Source organism: Methylomicrobium sp. Wu6, from assembly GCF_035916875.1.
In the GTDB taxonomy this organism is placed as follows: domain Bacteria; phylum Pseudomonadota; class Gammaproteobacteria; order Methylococcales; family Methylomonadaceae; genus Methylomicrobium.
In genome coordinates, this window is sequence record NZ_JAXUHN010000040.1 from 1 (window position 1) to 15,714 (window position 15,714).

At 53.4% G+C, this 15,714-nt stretch carries 16 protein-coding genes and 1 pseudogene; 3 read left to right on the forward strand and 14 right to left on the reverse strand.

Annotated elements, in window-relative coordinates:
- Positions 1-111, forward strand: a pseudogene (locus tag U2W12_RS02615) (IS630 family transposase); the annotation flags it as partial.
- 169 nt (positions 112-280) lie between these two features.
- On the opposite strand, the gene U2W12_RS02620 reads toward U2W12_RS02615, so the two are convergent.
- From U2W12_RS02620 to U2W12_RS02685, 14 genes are all read right to left on the reverse strand, one after another.
- A complete protein-coding gene (locus tag U2W12_RS02620; protein ID WP_326499117.1) occupies positions 281-436 on the reverse strand; it encodes a hypothetical protein in 156 nt (51 codons plus the stop codon).
- Between the two features lie 160 nt (positions 437-596).
- Positions 597-1,094, reverse strand: a complete 498-nt coding sequence (gene tpx, locus U2W12_RS02625; RefSeq protein WP_326499118.1) for a thiol peroxidase — start codon at positions 1,092-1,094, stop codon at positions 597-599.
- 116 nt (positions 1,095-1,210) lie between these two features.
- Entirely contained in the window at positions 1,211-2,605 is a 1,395-nt protein-coding gene (der, locus tag U2W12_RS02630) for a ribosome biogenesis GTPase Der (protein WP_326499119.1), read from the reverse strand.
- A 71-nt stretch (positions 2,606-2,676) separates the two neighbouring features.
- A complete protein-coding gene (gene bamB, locus U2W12_RS02635; RefSeq protein ID WP_326499120.1) occupies positions 2,677-3,864 on the reverse strand; it encodes an outer membrane protein assembly factor BamB in 1,188 nt (395 codons plus the stop codon).
- Positions 3,864-4,529 (reverse strand): tetratricopeptide repeat protein, encoded by a 666-nt coding sequence (locus U2W12_RS02640; RefSeq protein ID WP_326499121.1) that lies wholly within the window; start codon positions 4,527-4,529, stop codon positions 3,864-3,866. The genes bamB and U2W12_RS02640 overlap by 1 nt, the downstream gene beginning before the upstream one ends.
- Before the next feature lie 35 nt (positions 4,530-4,564).
- Entirely contained in the window at positions 4,565-5,857 is a 1,293-nt protein-coding gene (gene hisS, locus U2W12_RS02645) for a histidine--tRNA ligase (protein WP_326499122.1), read from the reverse strand.
- Between the two features lie 14 nt (positions 5,858-5,871).
- Positions 5,872-6,618: a type IV pilus biogenesis/stability protein PilW gene (pilW, locus tag U2W12_RS02650; RefSeq protein WP_326499123.1), complete on the reverse strand. Its 747-nt coding sequence runs from the start codon at positions 6,616-6,618 to the stop codon at positions 5,872-5,874.
- Positions 6,619-6,631: 13 nt separating this feature from the next.
- The gene (rlmN, locus tag U2W12_RS02655; protein WP_326499124.1) at positions 6,632-7,744 is read right to left on the reverse strand and encodes a 23S rRNA (adenine(2503)-C(2))-methyltransferase RlmN; all 1,113 of its coding nucleotides are present in this window, start codon (positions 7,742-7,744) and stop codon (positions 6,632-6,634) included.
- Complete coding sequence (gene ndk / locus U2W12_RS02660) at positions 7,719-8,150, reverse strand: nucleoside-diphosphate kinase (protein ID WP_326499125.1); 432 nt, start codon at positions 8,148-8,150, stop codon at positions 7,719-7,721. The genes rlmN and ndk overlap by 26 nt, the downstream gene beginning before the upstream one ends.
- 171 nt (positions 8,151-8,321) lie before the next feature.
- Positions 8,322-9,257: a protein translocase subunit SecF gene (gene secF / locus U2W12_RS02665; protein WP_326499126.1), complete on the reverse strand. Its 936-nt coding sequence runs from the start codon at positions 9,255-9,257 to the stop codon at positions 8,322-8,324.
- Positions 9,258-9,270: 13 nt separating this feature from the next.
- Positions 9,271-11,121 carry a protein translocase subunit SecD gene (secD, locus tag U2W12_RS02670; RefSeq protein ID WP_326499127.1) on the reverse strand — a complete coding sequence of 617 codons (1,851 nt, stop codon included), beginning with the start codon at positions 11,119-11,121 and terminating at the stop codon, positions 9,271-9,273.
- A gap of 70 nt (positions 11,122-11,191) precedes the next feature.
- On the reverse strand, positions 11,192-11,545 hold the full coding sequence (gene yajC, locus U2W12_RS02675; protein WP_326499128.1) for a preprotein translocase subunit YajC: 354 nt from the start codon (positions 11,543-11,545) through the stop codon (positions 11,192-11,194).
- A gap of 41 nt (positions 11,546-11,586) precedes the next feature.
- Positions 11,587-12,702 carry a tRNA guanosine(34) transglycosylase Tgt gene (gene tgt, locus U2W12_RS02680; RefSeq protein ID WP_326499129.1) on the reverse strand — a complete coding sequence of 372 codons (1,116 nt, stop codon included), beginning with the start codon at positions 12,700-12,702 and terminating at the stop codon, positions 11,587-11,589.
- Positions 12,703-12,872: 170 nt separating this feature from the next.
- Entirely contained in the window at positions 12,873-13,931 is a 1,059-nt protein-coding gene (locus U2W12_RS02685) for a hypothetical protein (protein WP_326499130.1), read from the reverse strand.
- 326 nt (positions 13,932-14,257) lie between these two features.
- On the opposite strand from U2W12_RS02685, the gene cysQ reads away from it, so the two are divergent.
- A complete protein-coding gene (gene cysQ / locus U2W12_RS02690) occupies positions 14,258-15,061 on the forward strand; it encodes a 3'(2'),5'-bisphosphate nucleotidase CysQ (RefSeq protein WP_326499131.1) in 804 nt (267 codons plus the stop codon).
- The gene (cysC, locus tag U2W12_RS02695) at positions 15,058-15,678 is read left to right on the forward strand and encodes an adenylyl-sulfate kinase (RefSeq protein WP_326499132.1); all 621 of its coding nucleotides are present in this window, start codon (positions 15,058-15,060) and stop codon (positions 15,676-15,678) included. The genes cysQ and cysC overlap by 4 nt, the downstream gene beginning before the upstream one ends.
- The last annotated feature ends 36 nt before the right edge of the window (positions 15,679-15,714 follow it).

The window sequence follows — 15,714 nt, forward strand, 5'->3', positions numbered from 1 at the left end:
GTGGAGAAATACATTGCTGCCTACAACACGGGAGCGCAACCTTTCGTTTGGAAGAAACGCGAAGTCGTTGGCAGCCAGATCAAAAATACAATCTCTAACTTATGCAATTAGACACTAGCATCGCCATCCGTGCCGGCCTGTGCGAAAATCAGCACCCATGTGATGGGCTTGAAATGCTTTTCCGATACCCGAAGGCATCACGGGACCATCGGTTCCGATACTATCCTCTTATGCCTGCATAGTTTCCGATCCACAAGTCCGAATACCCGTTGTTCATCAGTTATGCCATACGAATCATGCCCGCGATAATCGTCGACATCAAAGACCCACACACCTTTTTTTGCCGGATTGCACTTAACCGTTCCCCCGTCCGCTTTTGCACCGCCTGATTACCGCCGCTGTCGCCAAGCAAGGTGATCAATTTAAGACCGTGCATGATGAGCCACCCATTCAAACAAAAGTCCGTGCCGCCACAAAACTGTACTCTCGGCAACAACAAAGATGTGTCGGCAAAAATTTTACCCGAGATTGCCCCTCACAATACCGCCAGAAAAGATAATCAATTTATCACTGTCATAGACTGGCAATGAAGTGCATTAATAAAGGGCGGCCAAAGCACTCTCATAGTCCGGCTCATTGGCCAATTCGCCGACCAGTTGAGTGTAAATCACCGTATTGTTTTTGTCGAGGATGACCACGGCCCTAGCCGTCAAGCCGGCCAAAATGCTATCGGTTAGCTTGACGCCATAATCGATTGCAAAGCTCGAACGGAAGGCCGATAACGGAATCACATTTTTGAGGCCTTCGGCTTCGCAGAATCGGCACTGCGCGAACGGCAAATCGGCCGAAATCGCGAGCACTACGGTATCCGCAAGACTTGCCGCTTTTTGATTGAATTTGCGGGTAGAAATCGCGCAGGTTGGAGTATCAAGGCTGGGAACGATATGTAGCACCTTTCTTTTGCCGGCAAAAGTTGCCAGGCCGACATCCTTTAACTTGCCGTTCACCAGTGAAAAATCAGGGGCCTTGCTGCCGACGGGGGGAAGTTCGCCCGAGGTATGTAAGGGTTTGCCTTGAAATGTGATTGTTGCCATGATGTTCTATGCTTCCTAATGAGCTGAAACTTGAGCGGTACACCTATTCCGTTTCTGTCCGAAGACGAGAGGCCTTCGACAGGCTCAGGCGAACGGCCTGTCACCACCGCCCTTGCCTACTTCTTTTCATTTTTACGGTTCCTAACCAGACGTTTGCGTTTTTCCAATTGCCGGTCGCTCAGTTTGTTCTTTTGGCCTTCAAACGGATTCGCGGGCGATTTGAATTCGAGCCTGATAGGCGTGCCCTTTAACTGCAAGCGATCGCGGAAATAGTTCATTAAAAAACGCTTGTATGAATTCGGCAAGGCGTCGGTTTGGATTCCGTGGATCACAACGATCGGCGGATTGCGTCCTCCCTGATGCGCGTATTTGAGCTTGATGCGCCGGTTGTTGACCATCGGCGGCTGATGGGCATCGGTCGCTTCCTTCAGGATGCGTGTCAATATCGGGGTTGACATATCCAGCATCGCCGAATCATACAGGCTTTGCACCACATCGAACAATTTGCCGACGCCGCTGCCGTGCAGCGCCGAAATCGGATGTTTTTCGGCAAAATCGACGAACGGCAGTTTGAGATCGAGTTGCCGCCTGACCGTTTCTTTCTGCTCGATCGATAGCCCGTCCCACTTGTTCAGGCCGATGATCAACGCCCTCCCCGTCTCCAGCACCAGCCCCAATAAATGCGCATCCTGATCGGTCACGCCTTCGCTCGCGTCGATCAGATAAATCACCACATTCGACTTTTCGATCGCCTGCAACGACTTAATTACGCTAAATTTTTCGATCGTTTCCGCAATCTTCGCCCTGCGGCGCATGCCGGCGGTATCGATCAGTGTAAATGTCTTGCCGCCCCGCTCAAACGGGATATAAATGCTGTCGCGGGTCGTTCCGGGTTGGTCGAATACGACAACCCGCTCTTCCCCGAGCAAACGGTTGACCAGTGTCGATTTGCCGACATTCGGCCGACCGACCACCGCGATGCTGATGCCTTTGGGCGCTGCTTCGGGCGCTTCCTGGACTTTCGGCAATAAATGGCGGATGTCGGTCAACAATTCGGGAACTCCGCGTCCGTGCGCCGCGGCAATATAAACCGGATTACCCAATGCGAGCGCATGAAAATCGGCGGCAACCGTATTTGCGTCGATGCCGTCAATTTTATTCACGACCAATACGACCGGCTTACCGAGTTTTCGTAAACTGCCGGCAATGATCTCGTCCGAAGCGCTCAGCCCTTCGCGCGCATCGACCAGGAAAAACACCACATCGGCTTCTTCGAGCGCGACTTGCACCTGTTTTCTCGAAAAATTGTCGATACCTTCCGCATCGTCCGCAATACCGCCGGTATCTACGACCAGACAGGCCATATCGCCGTGCTTGATACGCCCATACTGGCGATCGCGGGTCAGTCCCGGATAATCGGCAACCAGGGCCTCGCGGCTGCGTGTCAGATAATTGAACAGGGTGGACTTGCCCACATTGGGCCTGCCGACTAGGGCGATAACGGGTAACATAGCGTTGAAAAGGATGAGTGAGTGAAGAGGATCGTTCCGCAGACGGCTGCCGAAAAGCAGGCGAAACCGGATCAGCGAACCTTTAACGCGGCCAGCGTGCCGTCTTTGGCGTAAACATAAACCGTATTATCCGCAACAACGGCTTTGGCGTCGATCGGTCCGTCGGTAATTTGAACCCTGCCCAATTGTCTGCCGTCGCTGTTCGACAACCAATGCACATATCCTTCAAGATCGCCGACAACGACATAATTACCATAGGCTGCCGGCGCAGTCAGCTTTCTGTACTGCAATTCCTTTTGCTTCCACAACGACGACCCGGAGCGGTCATCAAGTTGCAGCACATTACTATCGGAATCGGTGACATATAAATGGCGGTCGGCGATACTCAGGCCCGCATTCGAAGAAAGCTGCTCATTACGCCAGAGCAGATAGCCGTCGAGTTCCGACACCGCACCGACGCCGCCGTGGTAGCTGGCGATATAAATCACGCCGCCCTCGGCGACAGGATCCACATCGAGATCGACTAATCTTTCGATTTCGGAGCGGCCTTTCGCCACCACTATGCCGGCTTCCCAGGTAAACTTACCGTCCGACAAGCGCAAAGCAATGAGTTTGCCGTTATCCTCGCCGAAAATCGCGTTGTCTTCGACGATAATCGGCGCCCCGGTGCCGCGAATACTTAAAGCCGGCACGCTACGCTCATAGCTCCAGATTTTCGCGCCGGTTATTTCATTCAGCGCGGTGATCGAACCGTCCGCACAGCGCACGAGCACGATGCCTTTCGCGACGGCAGGGATCGATAACACTTCGCCCGGAACAGAAGCGGTCCACAATTTTTCGCCGTTCTCGAGTCTAAGCGCGACGACTTCCGCATCGGTCGTGCCCAAAATGACGGTGCCATTGCCAAGCCCCGGACCGCCCGAAAAATGGTACTCGGTTTCGGTTTCCCAGATCAGATCGCCGTCGCCGAGGCGATGAGCCTCAACCAAGCCTTCTGTATCCGCAGCGACGACTCTGCCGGCGCCTACCGCCGGAACGAGCTTCAACGATTTTTCGTCGGCACCGACGCCGACCGATTCCTTCCAGAGTATCTCGACATTGATTTTCTCTGTCAATTCGACAAGCGGCGTGGGTGGCTCGGCATTATCTTCGCCGCCGAGAAAATAATCCTTGATCCCCTCCAACGCTTCGCCCGCGGACTCCATCGACGCGCACGCGCTCAGGCCAGCCGCGATCAACAACACCAAGAAAAAGCGCATTATTTCGAATCTTTCACCGGCTGTGCGACGGGAACAGGCTCTGCGGCGGTCAGATCGTCGATCTTGATCTTCAACAAAGGCGACTGATCGCCGCTGTTCAGCGCATTCTGATAAGCAGTGCGCGCTTCATCAAGGCGATCCATCGCAACATATAAGTCGCCGGCCAGTTCATCGTAGCTGGCCGAAAAGCCGGACTTGGTCGCCGGATCAACTTCATTGATCAATTGCAGTCCCTGTTCATATTCACCGGCCGCAAGCATCAACCGGACCAGACGAATTCGGGCGATATGGCCCAATTCTTTGCTCGACTGCCTAGCAACTTCCTGCAGAATCGCTTTCGCGCCGGCGAGATCGCCTTTTTGAACCTTCAGCTTGGCCTGTTGCAAACCGTTATAAGCGGCATAGCTGCTACCGCCGAACTCATCATGCAGGCGTTTGCCCAATTGCTCGACCGCGCTTTGATTATTTGCCTCGACCGACTTGAGCAATTGGTTGTAAGTATTGGAAGCCTGTTCCGCTTTTTCCTGCTTGTGAGACCGCCAAAAATTCCAGCCGGTAATCAGTGCGATACCGACAACCACGCCGACTATCGTCGAGGCGCCGTTTTCCTTCCACCAGGCTTTCAGGGCCTCAAGCTGTTCTTCTTCTGAATCGTAGATTGCCACAATGTTTCCCGCTTTAAAATTGGAATGTCAATAACTTAAATCTTGCCGTAGCGTTGCTGAAAAAACTCCACCGCCTGCGGCTCGCTCATGCTCGCCTGCCCGGATTCGGTTTCCTTGTCGAGACGCAAGGACTTGATCGCAATTTCGCCGCGGCTGACCTCGTCATCGCCCAGAATGATCGCAAATTCGGCGCCCGACTTATCGGCTTTCTTAAACTGGCTTTTGAAGCTGCCGCCGCCGCAATGGACCTGGAGTTTCAATTGCGGCACTTCGCTGCGCAGCAATTCAGCAATCCGCATACCGGCGCGTTCAGCCTTCTCTCCTACCCTGATCAAGTAGGCATCGACCGCACGCGCAACCGGCACGTCCGCGAGGGTTTCAACCAATGCCAATACCCGTTCGATGCCCATCGCGAAGCCGACCGCATGGCTGGCTTTGCCGCCCAATTGCTCGATCAGGCCGTCGTAGCGGCCGCCGGCGCAGACGGTGCCTTGCGAGCCCAGTTCGTCGGTCACCCATTCGAACACGGTGTTGCAGTAATAATCGAGGCCGCGCACAAGCCGAACATTGATCTCGTAAGCGATACCCAGATCATCGAGAATTTGTCTGAAGCCATCGAAATGCGCAAGGCTTTCCTCGCCCAAATAATCCATCAACACCGGCGCGCCACCGACCACATCCTTCATCGCCGGATTTTTGGTATCGAGAATCCTGAGAGGATTGGTATCGAGTCGCCGGAGACTGTCGGCATCCAACTGTTCGATATGCGCCCTGAAATAACTGACCAGACTTTCCCGGTAGGCGCTTCTTTCGGCGATCGTGCCAAGGGAATTGATTTCCAGCCGAACTTTGTCTCGAATTCCCAGACGCTGCCAAAAACGATGCATGATCAGAATCAGCTCGGCATCGATATCCGGCCCGGCCATACCGTAGGTTTCGACGCCCAACTGGAAGAATTGCCGGTAGCGCCCTTTCTGCGGTCGTTCATGCCGGTACATCGGACCGTAATACCAGAGGCGATGCGTCTGATTTACGAGCAAGCCATGTTCGAGACAGGCGCGCAGACAGCCGGCAGTGCCTTCGGGACGCAAGGTCAACGAATCGCCGTTACGGTCATCGAAGGTGTACATCTCCTTTTCGACGATGTCGGTCACTTCGCCGATCGAGCGTTTGAACAATTCGGTTTTTTCGACGATGGGCGTGCGAATTTCACTGTACCCATATGCGCCCAGCACGTCCCGGATCATTCGCTCGACATATTGCCAAAGCGGCGCCTGATCGGGTAGCACGTCATGCATGCCGCGGATTGCTTGTATATGATTTACCATGGTTTAAAAGTCTGTCATTTGCGGGCAGACCCGATTTTTTTTGCTTCGCTGGAATTAGGAAATTTATCCCGTAACAGGGTGCGGTATTCTTCCGCCGACGTCTGATTGCCCAGTGCGCGTTCGGTATGATAACCGATGAACAGAGTTTCCGGCGTATGCGCGGCAACACTCAGATAGCGCGCCAAAAAAGCTTTCGCCGGCCAGAGCTCGCCTTTTTGATAACTGATTTTTTGCATCGCGGCCAAGGCCGGAGCATAGGCATTGTTCAAATCGAGTGCTTTTCTGAAAAAAGTCTCCGCCTGATCATTATGACCGAGCGTCAACTCACAACGCCCCGCGTTCGTCAAAGCCAACCATTGCCTCTCGTTCAACGGATTGTCGCCCGCTTTGATCAACAGCGCCAACCCTTTCTCGGGCTGTTCGTGTTCGCACCAAAACCGGCCGAGATTATTTTGCGTACCGAAATCGTCAGGATTTATATTCAACGCGGTCTCGTATTCATCTTCGGCCTCATCATATTGCCTTAATTTTTCATATAAAACGGCCAATGCATTACGCGCGTTAGTATTATCGGAATTTTCGTCGATCGCTCGCGTCAGATTTTCCTTTGCGTCATCGATCTTGTTCATGTCCAGATATCGGACGCCGAGTTGGAAATAAGTGTCGGACACTTGTTTAGAATCGCGGTCAGACGACTTGCTATCGAACCAGGAACAGGCGCTCAAAGTTAGCGCCGCACAGCAAAGCAAAATCCGGGTCATCGGTCGAGTCCTGTCAGGCCGCGCGCTCATTGTCCGCGGCTTTCAATTTCAAATGCCGGCGGCTCTTGTCCTGCACCTTGCCGACCAATTGGCCGCAAGCCGCATCGATATCCTCGCCGCGTGTTTTTCTGACCGTGGTCACGATCCCGGCTTCGTTCAGCATCACTTTGAACAGGTTGATCCGGCTGTTGCTCGAGCAACGGTAAGGCGAATTTGGAAACGGATTGAACGGGATCAGATTCAGTTTGGACGGCACCGTCGACAACAATTTGATCAGCCCTTTCGCATCTTCGAGCGAATCGTTGATACCATCGAGCATCACATATTCAAAGGTGATCGTGCGCCGCGGCGCGATTTTCGCGTTGTCCCGGCAGGCTTCCATCAGTTCCTGTAACGGATATTTCTTGTTGATCGGCACCAACTGGTCACGCAGTTCGTCCCGGACCGCATGCAATGAAACCGCGAGGCTTACATCGCAAACCTCGGTCAACCGGTACATCGCCGGCACCACGCCGGACGTGCTCAAGGTGACTCGCCGCTTGGACAGGCCAAACGCAAAATCATCCATCATCAGGTTCATCGCCGCGACCACGTTGTCGAAATTTAAGAGCGGCTCGCCCATGCCCATCATCACGACGTTGGTGATTTTGCGCTCGGAACCGAGCCGTTTTTGCGCGGCCAGCACCTGGCCGATGATTTCGCCGGTCGTCAGATTGCGGTTGAAGCCCTGCTGCGCGGTCGAGCAAAACGAACAGGCCAGGGCGCAGCCGATTTGCGAAGACACGCACAACGTCCCGCGACTCTCTTCCGGAATGAACACCGTCTCGACCCGGTTGCCGCAATGCGTCTCAAGCACCCATTTGCAGGTGCCGTCGGAAGCCATTTGTTCAAGCACGATCTCGGGCGCCTCGATTCGGCAATGCTCCTTGAGCCAGGCGCGCAAGGGCTTGCTCAGGTTGCTCATCGCCTCGAAATCGTCAACGCCTTCCTGAAAAATCCATTTCAGCAGTTGCGTCGCGCGAAACGGTTTTTCGCCATGTTCGACAAAAAAGGCCGCAAGGCCTTTTCTGTCGAAATCGAGCAAATTGATCAACGCCGACTTAACGGGTGCGTGCGCAGAGTTCATTGTCCGAGAAAAAGAAAGCTATTTCTTCTTTGGCGGTGTCCGGACCGTCGGAACCGTGCACCGCGTTTTCATCGATGCTGCTGGCGAAATCGGCGCGAATCGTGCCGGGCGCCGCATCTTTTGGATTGGTCGCGCCCATGATCTCGCGATTTTTCGCGATCGCGCCTTCGCCTTCCAGCACCTGCATGATCACGGGGCCTGAAATCATGAAAGAAACCAGATCCTTGAAAAACGGGCGCTCCTTGTGCACCGCATAAAAACCTTCGGCCTGCGCCTGGGTCAGATGAACCATTTTCGCCGCAACGATTCTGAGGCCGTTCTTTTCGAAACGGCTGTAGATTTCGCCGATCACGTTTTTGGCTACCGCGTCAGGTTTGATGATGGAAAAAGTGCGTTCTATCGCCATGAGAATTACAACTCCAGTAATAATAAAAAATTAATCGCCTATTATACCCGAACAGGGCCCTATATCGAAAATGCAGGGCGCTACGCGTACCCTATTCACTCTCGCCGTGTACGAAAGAGTAAAACGGTACGTGATGCGTATTCCGGCCCTGTAACAGCTCAGCCATTATCGTTAAGGCAAATTGTCGATTTCTGCGCTGTCTTTTTTTATTGTGATCAGATCTCTACTCGATACGCCCAACCACAGTAAGATAGGGCTTGCGACCAGGACGGACGAGTAAATACCAAACACGATACCGATAGTCAACGCCAGCGCAAAATTATGCAGCGCTTCGCCGCCGAAGAAAAACATCGCCAACACCATCAACTGCGTCATCAAGTGCGTAATCACGGTGCGCGACATCGTTGTGGTGATGGCGTTATCGATCATGTCGGGAACGCTCGCATTGCGCATCTTATGGAAATTTTCCCGTACCCGATCGAATACCACGACCGATTCGTTAACCGAATAGCCCAATATCGCCAATACGCCGGCCAGCACCGGCAGCGTGAATTCCCATTGAAAAAACGCGAACATGCCGAGAATAATCACGATATCGTGCATGTTGGCGATGATGGCCGCCAACGCGAAACGCCACTCGAAGCGGACGGCTAAATAACCCATAATTCCCGCTACGACTAACATCAGCGCCAATCCACCGCTTTCGAACAATTCCTGGCCGACTTGCGGCCCGACAAACTCGACGCTGCGTAACACGACACCGGCATCTTGCTCCTTCAATTTTGCCAACACCATCTCGCTCAACCTGGCGTTGTTGGTTTCGGGCTTCATGGGCAAACGGATCAGTACATCTTTCACGCTACCGATATTCTGCACTGAAGATTCGGTTAGCTTCTGCTCTTCCAGAATATGTCGCACGGTTTCGAGGTTGGCCGGCTGATCGTAACGGACTTCGATTTGGATGCCTCCGGTAAAGTCCAATCCAAAATTAAGCCCTTTAAAGCCTAATGCGAGTATCGCCAAAATAAAGGTCACCAGCGAAATGGTCGTAGTCACACGACCATAGCGCATAAACGGGATGTCGCGTTTAATTTTAAAAAATTCCATTGAGTCCTCGAATTTAGATAGCCAATTTATCCAGTTTATGCCGCCAACCGTACACGCCATTGGCCAACGCTCTCGACACCAGAACCGCGCTGAACATGGAGGTTAAAATTCCGATACACAGCACCAGCGCAAAACCGCGAATGGGGCCCGAGCCCAGCATGAACAACGCGACTCCGGCAATCAAGGTGGTGATATTGGAATCTAAAATGGTCGCAAACGCTCGTTCATAACCGGCATAAATGGCGGCATTCGGGGTCATACCGACTCTAAGCTCCTCGCGAATTCGCTCGTTGATCAGCACATTGGCGTCAATGGCCATGCCCACGGTCAGTGCAATGCCCGCCATGCCCGGCAGCGTTAACGTGGCTTGCAGCAAAGACAACACCGCAACCAGCAGCAACACGTTCATGCCCAAGGCGACGACGGAAAAAACACCGAATAAACGGTAATAGGCAATCATGAAAAGCGTGATCGCTATGAAGCCGTAGACATTGGAATTGATACCCTTGGCGATATTTTCTTGGCCCAGGCTGGGACCGACCGTACGCTCTTCGACGATGTCGACCGGCGCGACCAAGGATCCCGCTCTGAGCAGCAATGCCAGATTGCGCGCCTCACCCGGACCGTCGAGACCGGTGGTCTGGAAGCGCTTGCTGAACACGCCCTGGATCGTCGCGACACTGATCACTTTTTCGACTTTTTGTTTGGTCCGGACTTTTTGGCCGTCAACCACCTTGGTATCGACCTTATATTCGATGAACACGACCGCCATCGGCTTGCCGACACTCTCCTGGGTCACCTTGCCCATTTTCGAAGCACCAGCGCCGTTCAGGGTAATGAACACCGCCGGGCGGCCGTCCTGATCCATGCCGGAAGACGCATCGACGATCTGGTCGCCGGTCACGATGATGCGGCGGTCGAGCAGGATCGGATTGCCGTTCTTCTCGTAATACAGGCGGCTGCCGGCCGGCACATGGCCTTCGACCGCGTTTTGCACGTCATGCTCGGTGTCAACCAGGCGGTATTCCAAGGTCGCGGTAGTGCCGAGAATTTCTTTCGCACGGGCGGTATCCTGGACGCCGGGCAACTGCACGACGATCCGGTTATCACCCTGCTGCTGGATCACCGGCTCCGCCACACCCAATTCGTTGACCCGGTTGCGCAAGGTCGTGATATTCTGGCCGACCGCGTTCTTTTTGATTTCGCGGACTTCCTTCTCCGACATTGCGAGCAAAATTTCATCCTGCGCCGGGGTATCCTGGATATTGAGCCCCGGAAAATCGCGCGCCAGCAACCCGACCGCCGCGGCACGATCGTCCACCGAGTTCAATTTGACCTTGATTAGGGAGCCTTCCTTGCTGACCGACTGGTAGCGGATCTTCGCCGTTCTGAACGCCTGACGCACATCGTCGTTATAACGATCTTCGGCCTGCTTGACCGCCGCATCCATATCGACTTCCATCAGAAAGTGCACGCCCCCGCGCAGGTCGAGGCCGAGATACATCGCCTTCGCGCCCAACGCATCCAGCCAGGCCGGCGTCGCAGGCGCCAAGTTCAGCGCGACCGTATAATTGTCGCCCATCTGATCCCGAAGCAAATCAGCGACCTTGATCTGATCATCGGTATTGTTGAACCGTGCCAACACCCGGTCGTTCTTGTATTCAAAGGCCTTGATGGAAACACCGGCCGCCTTGATCGCTGCTTCGATTTTATTGGCTTGCCCCAGATCCATGGCTGCCGAATGCGTCGGAGACACCTGCACGGAAGGATCGTCCCCATACAGATTCGGCAGCGCATAGACCGCCGAAACGACGAAAACGGCCAGAATTAAGATATTTTTCCAGAGCGGGAATTGGTTTTGCATGCTACATCATTCCAGTTATTGAATCGTCTCTCGCCACCTGAGAGAACCCAACGCGTCAGGACGCGCCCGATCAGACCTTGTTGGTAGAAATCTTTTTGTTCACGGCCTTGTAGGTACCCTTCGGCATGAAGTTTTCGACGCTTTGACGTTGCACCTGCAGGAACATATTCTCGGAGACTTCGATTTTGACAAAATTGTCGTCCAGATCGACAACCTTGCCCAAAATGCCGCCCGAGGTTACCACTTCGGCGCCCTTCTGTATTTTGGCGAGCATTTCTTTCTTTTCCTTGGCCCGTTTCGATTGCGGTCGCAGAAACATGAAATAGAAAAATACCAGGATGGCCAATGGAAACAGCATACCTTCCATGCCGGGCGCTTGCGCGGCCGGAGCGGCGGCCATCGCGTCGGAAATAAAGAAACTCATGATTTGCCTCGGGATTTATTAATTAATGCTAAATCGTCGTATTATGCCATAACCGGCGCCGTTTTACCTCGTTGCCGGTAAAATTCGCCGACAAAATGGCCCAGTTCCTGCTTTTCGATCGCCTCGCGCAACTCGCGCATCAGACTCAGATAATAATAAAGATTGTGAATCGTATTGAGGCGGGAACCCAACATTTCACCACATTTGTCCAGATGGCGCAGATATGAGCGGGAGTAATTCCGGCAGGTATAACAACCGCAACCCTCATCGAGCGGCCGGGTATCCGCCTGATATTGGCTATTTCTGATCTTGATTACGCCGAAACGGGTAAACAGATGGCCATTGCGCGCATTACGGGTCGGCATTACGCAATCGAACATGTCGATGCCGCGGCGAACCGCTTCGACCAGATCCTCCGGCGTACCAACACCCATCAAATAGCGCGGCTTGTCTGCCGGCATCTGCGGGGACAGGAAATTCAAGGTCGCCAGCATTTCCTCCTTCGGCTCGCCGACCGATAGTCCGCCGATCGCATAGCCGTCAAACCCGATACCGACCAGGCCGGCGAGCGATTCGATGCGCAAATGCTCGTACATGCCGCCCTGTACAATGCCGAACAATGCCGACGGATTGTCGCCGTGCGCTTTTTTGCTGCGTTCGGCCCATCGTAGCGACAGCCGCATCGAGTCGGCCGCCTGCTGCACGGTCGCGGGATACGGCGTGCATTCATCGAAAATCATCACAATGTCCGACCCCAAATCCATCTGCACCCGCATCGACTCCTCCGGCCCCATGAAAATCTTGCCGCCATCGACCGGTGACCGGAACGTCACGCCCTGCTCGGTAATCTTGCGCAGCGCACCGAGACTAAACACCTGAAAACCGCCGGAATCGGTCAGGATCGGTTTGTCCCAACGCATGAATTCATGCAGGCTGCCATGCTTCTTTATCACCTCCATCCCGGGCCTCAGCATCAGATGGAAGGTATTGCCGAGAATGATCTGCGCCCCCAGGTCGGTCAAATCTCCCGGCGTCAACGACTTGACCGCGCCATAGGTGCCGACCGGCATAAAAATCGGCGTTTCGACCACGCCGCGCTGAAACGTCAATCGGCCGCGGCGAGCCGCTCCGTCGGTGCTGAGTAATTTGAATTCCATGAAAAGTAATGACTGCGAATGGGTGCGGGAAGTCCCCGAAGCAAATAAAAACCCGTCAGTATAATCGGAATTCGCTCATTACTTAATGCTGATTTGTCATTTTTCGCGATACCTCCGCGAGCCTGGAGATAGCAGGCGCCTCGGCTCGCCCGTCGACAAAGTGTAACGCACTATGAATCTTGGCTCCCCGCGCCTGGCTTCCGGCCGAACATCGCCTGCTCTGCCGGACTTTTGTCCGTCGACTGAGTCGTTTGCCGCTCCTTGCGTTGCGCATCATCCTGACTTGCCAGCGAGCTACGCAATTCTAGCAAATTTTTCAACGCGTTATACCAAAACGGCGCACCCAGGCTCAATAACATTACCGTAAACGCGATACCCAAAGGACTCACCGAAACCCAATTGCTTCGCCAATCCTCAAAAGACTTCGGAACATTGACGATACCAAGCTGCAAAAGTTGTTTTATGTCTTCCTTGTTCTGCCCGGAAAGTTGGTACAGTGTTTCCGGCGTTGTTTCTACCTTCTCACCCATCTCCACCGCTTTTTGAACGAGCGAACTTCTAAGCTCGGTATCGATCGACAAGCGGTTGATCAACTGTATCGTATCCAGTTGAATCGCACAGGCAACGACCAGAGAGCACGCCACGGTGATAATTCGCGTGGATAGCGTAAAGCGCTCGCCGATGCGATCGATCGATTGGTCGAACCAGGCGTTGATCTTCGCGACAAATTGACCCTTTGCCGCCTCCAATAGCGCCATGCTTTGCCGAATATTGCTGGCCAGTTCGGGTTTATCGATTTCCAGTTCCAGGGCCAGCAGGCGAGCATTCTCCAATACCGCTTTCGGATCGGTCACGCCATTTTTCTCGAGCGAGGCCATCAATATTGCCCGCGTTTCATCACCCAGACGCTCGGCGATTTCCCGAGGTATATTCCCGGACGCTAAATCCATCAACAATTTGGTGAATTCCTCACGGTGTATCGTGGAACCGTAACGTCCCATCCCGTCACGGATCATCGGATGCATCAAAATAGTTCCGGCGATACGGCGAGCGGCTTCTTCCTCGACTTCAGGGTCGATCTGCTGAAGCAGACGCGCCAAACCGTACAATAAATGCCGCCCGCGGCTGTTCAGTACGCCGGTCACGAATTGCGCCAACACGGTCACCGCCATGCTGGTGAGTAACATGACTTCTGAAAGGCCGAGTAAAATATCGATCGATACCAACATAGATACTCTCCTTGGATTTTACGATTGCGAGCAACTCAATTGCGCGAATGAAGAGAGCCTCTTTATCGCTAGCATACATTCTTAGCTGCCGTTGAAAATCTAAACACCCTAGAAATGACCTGTCAAGATTTTCATTTATTTTTTTGGAAAAATGACTTTTTTGAAAAGAATATGCAATAATCGCAGACTTTTTAAATATGTAGGATGGACGCGCGTTACGCTTCCTTCCTTGTAAAATTTAATGCATTTTTTCCGTAACGGCAATCACGCCAGCCATTGCTGCCTCACCCATCAACGCTATTCAACGCCCAAAGATTCCATACTCAGTGTCTGAATCATTTTTACCCCAAATCATCGCGATTGCCAAAGCCGCCGGCCAAGGCATCATGGCCGTCTACAATCAGCCTGCCGGTAAAGTTATTTTGAAAGCCGACCAGTCGCCATTAACCGAAGCCGATCTGATTTCGAACCAAATCATCGTCAGCGAATTGGCGCGGCTGACACCGGATATTCCGATCCTTTCGGAAGAATCCGCTGCGATCCCATATAAGCAAAGAGCCGCTTGGGAACGCTTCTGGCTGGTCGATCCGCTCGACGGCACCAAGGAATTCATCAAGCATAACGATGAATTCACCGTAAACATTGCATTGATTGAACACGGCAAACCGGTGCTGGGCGTAGTGCATGCGCCTGCACTGGATGTGTGCTATTCGGGCGCAGTCGGCCAAAACGCAATTGTCGAACGTAAGCACCAACCCGCAGAGCAGATCCATATCCGCCCCCGCCGCGAACAAGATCGACTAAAAGTCGTCGCCAGCCGCTCGCATCGCGATGCCCGCACCCGCACCCTGCTCGACCATCTGGGTCCGCACGAATGCATCAGCATGGGCAGTTCGTTAAAATTTTGCCTGGTTGCCGAAGGCAGCGCACATTTCTACCCGCGCTTGGGACCGACCATGGAATGGGATACCGCCGCCGCGCATGCGGTCGTCAATGCGGCCGGCGGCAAAGTCTGCGACCTGTCCGGCGAAGCCCTGCGTTACAATAAAGTCGATTTGCATAATCCGGAATTTTTCGTACTGGGCGACGCCGACCATGTCCTGCTCAGCGCCGTACAAAACTGTCCATGAAGAAATCTCAATCACCGCAAGCCTCAACCAACGTGGTCTGGCATCACGCCACCGTTACCCGGGCCCGGCGCGAACAACTGAACGGCCACCGCGGCGCCATCATCTGGTTTACCGGCCTGTCAGGCTCCGGGAAATCGACGCTCGCCCATGCGGTTGAAGAAAAGTTACATCAGTTGGGCTGCCGAACCTTTGTCCTCGATGGCGACAATGTCCGTCACGGCCTATGCGGCGATCTGGGATTTTCCACGAAAGACAGAGAAGAAAATATTCGCCGTGTAGGCGAAGTTGCGAAGTTGTTCATGGAAGCGGGCATCATCGTATTGACCGCCTTTATCTCTCCATTTCGGGCAGACCGAGAACGTGTGCGCGGGATGGTTGAGCACGGCGATTTCATCGAAATTTACTGCAACAGCAGCCTCGAAATTTGTGAATCACGGGATACCAAGGAACTTTACAAAAAAGCGCGAGGCGGTCTAATTCCTGAGTTTACCGGAATCTCCTCTCCCTATGAAGCACCGATCAGCGCTGATCTTACGGTTGATACCGGCACGCTGGAACTTGACTTTTGCATTAAGAAAATCATGAAATTACTAGCGGCGCACCGAATCATCGATTGACAGCCAGATTGCAGTATTCTAGTTACAAAATTTAAC

Excerpts from the sequence above, each read along its gene's own strand:
- ndk (WP_326499125.1), bottom strand. The coding sequence starts at position 8,150 with ATGGCGATAGAACGCACTTTTTCCATCATCAAACCTGACGCGGTAGCC.
- pilW (WP_326499123.1), bottom strand. The coding sequence starts at position 6,618 with ATGACCCGGATTTTGCTTTGCTGTGCGGCGCTAACTTTGAGCGCCTGT.
- yajC (WP_326499128.1), bottom strand. The coding sequence starts at position 11,545 with ATGAGTTTCTTTATTTCCGACGCGATGGCCGCCGCTCCGGCCGCGCAA.
- U2W12_RS02685 (WP_326499130.1), bottom strand. The coding sequence starts at position 13,931 with ATGTTGGTATCGATCGATATTTTACTCGGCCTTTCAGAAGTCATGTTA.
- cysC (WP_326499132.1), top strand. The coding sequence starts at position 15,058 with ATGAAGAAATCTCAATCACCGCAAGCCTCAACCAACGTGGTCTGGCAT.
- tpx (WP_326499118.1), bottom strand. The coding sequence starts at position 1,094 with ATGGCAACAATCACATTTCAAGGCAAACCCTTACATACCTCGGGCGAA.
- rlmN (WP_326499124.1), bottom strand. The coding sequence starts at position 7,744 with ATGAACTCTGCGCACGCACCCGTTAAGTCGGCGTTGATCAATTTGCTC.
- der (WP_326499119.1), bottom strand. The coding sequence starts at position 2,605 with ATGTTACCCGTTATCGCCCTAGTCGGCAGGCCCAATGTGGGCAAGTCC.
- tgt (WP_326499129.1), bottom strand. The coding sequence starts at position 12,702 with ATGGAATTCAAATTACTCAGCACCGACGGAGCGGCTCGCCGCGGCCGA.
- secF (WP_326499126.1), bottom strand. The coding sequence starts at position 9,257 with ATGGAATTTTTTAAAATTAAACGCGACATCCCGTTTATGCGCTATGGT.
- U2W12_RS02620 (WP_326499117.1), bottom strand. The coding sequence starts at position 436 with ATGCACGGTCTTAAATTGATCACCTTGCTTGGCGACAGCGGCGGTAAT.
- hisS (WP_326499122.1), bottom strand. The coding sequence starts at position 5,857 with ATGGTAAATCATATACAAGCAATCCGCGGCATGCATGACGTGCTACCC.
- bamB (WP_326499120.1), bottom strand. The coding sequence starts at position 3,864 with ATGCGCTTTTTCTTGGTGTTGTTGATCGCGGCTGGCCTGAGCGCGTGC.
- secD (WP_326499127.1), bottom strand. The coding sequence starts at position 11,121 with ATGCAAAACCAATTCCCGCTCTGGAAAAATATCTTAATTCTGGCCGTT.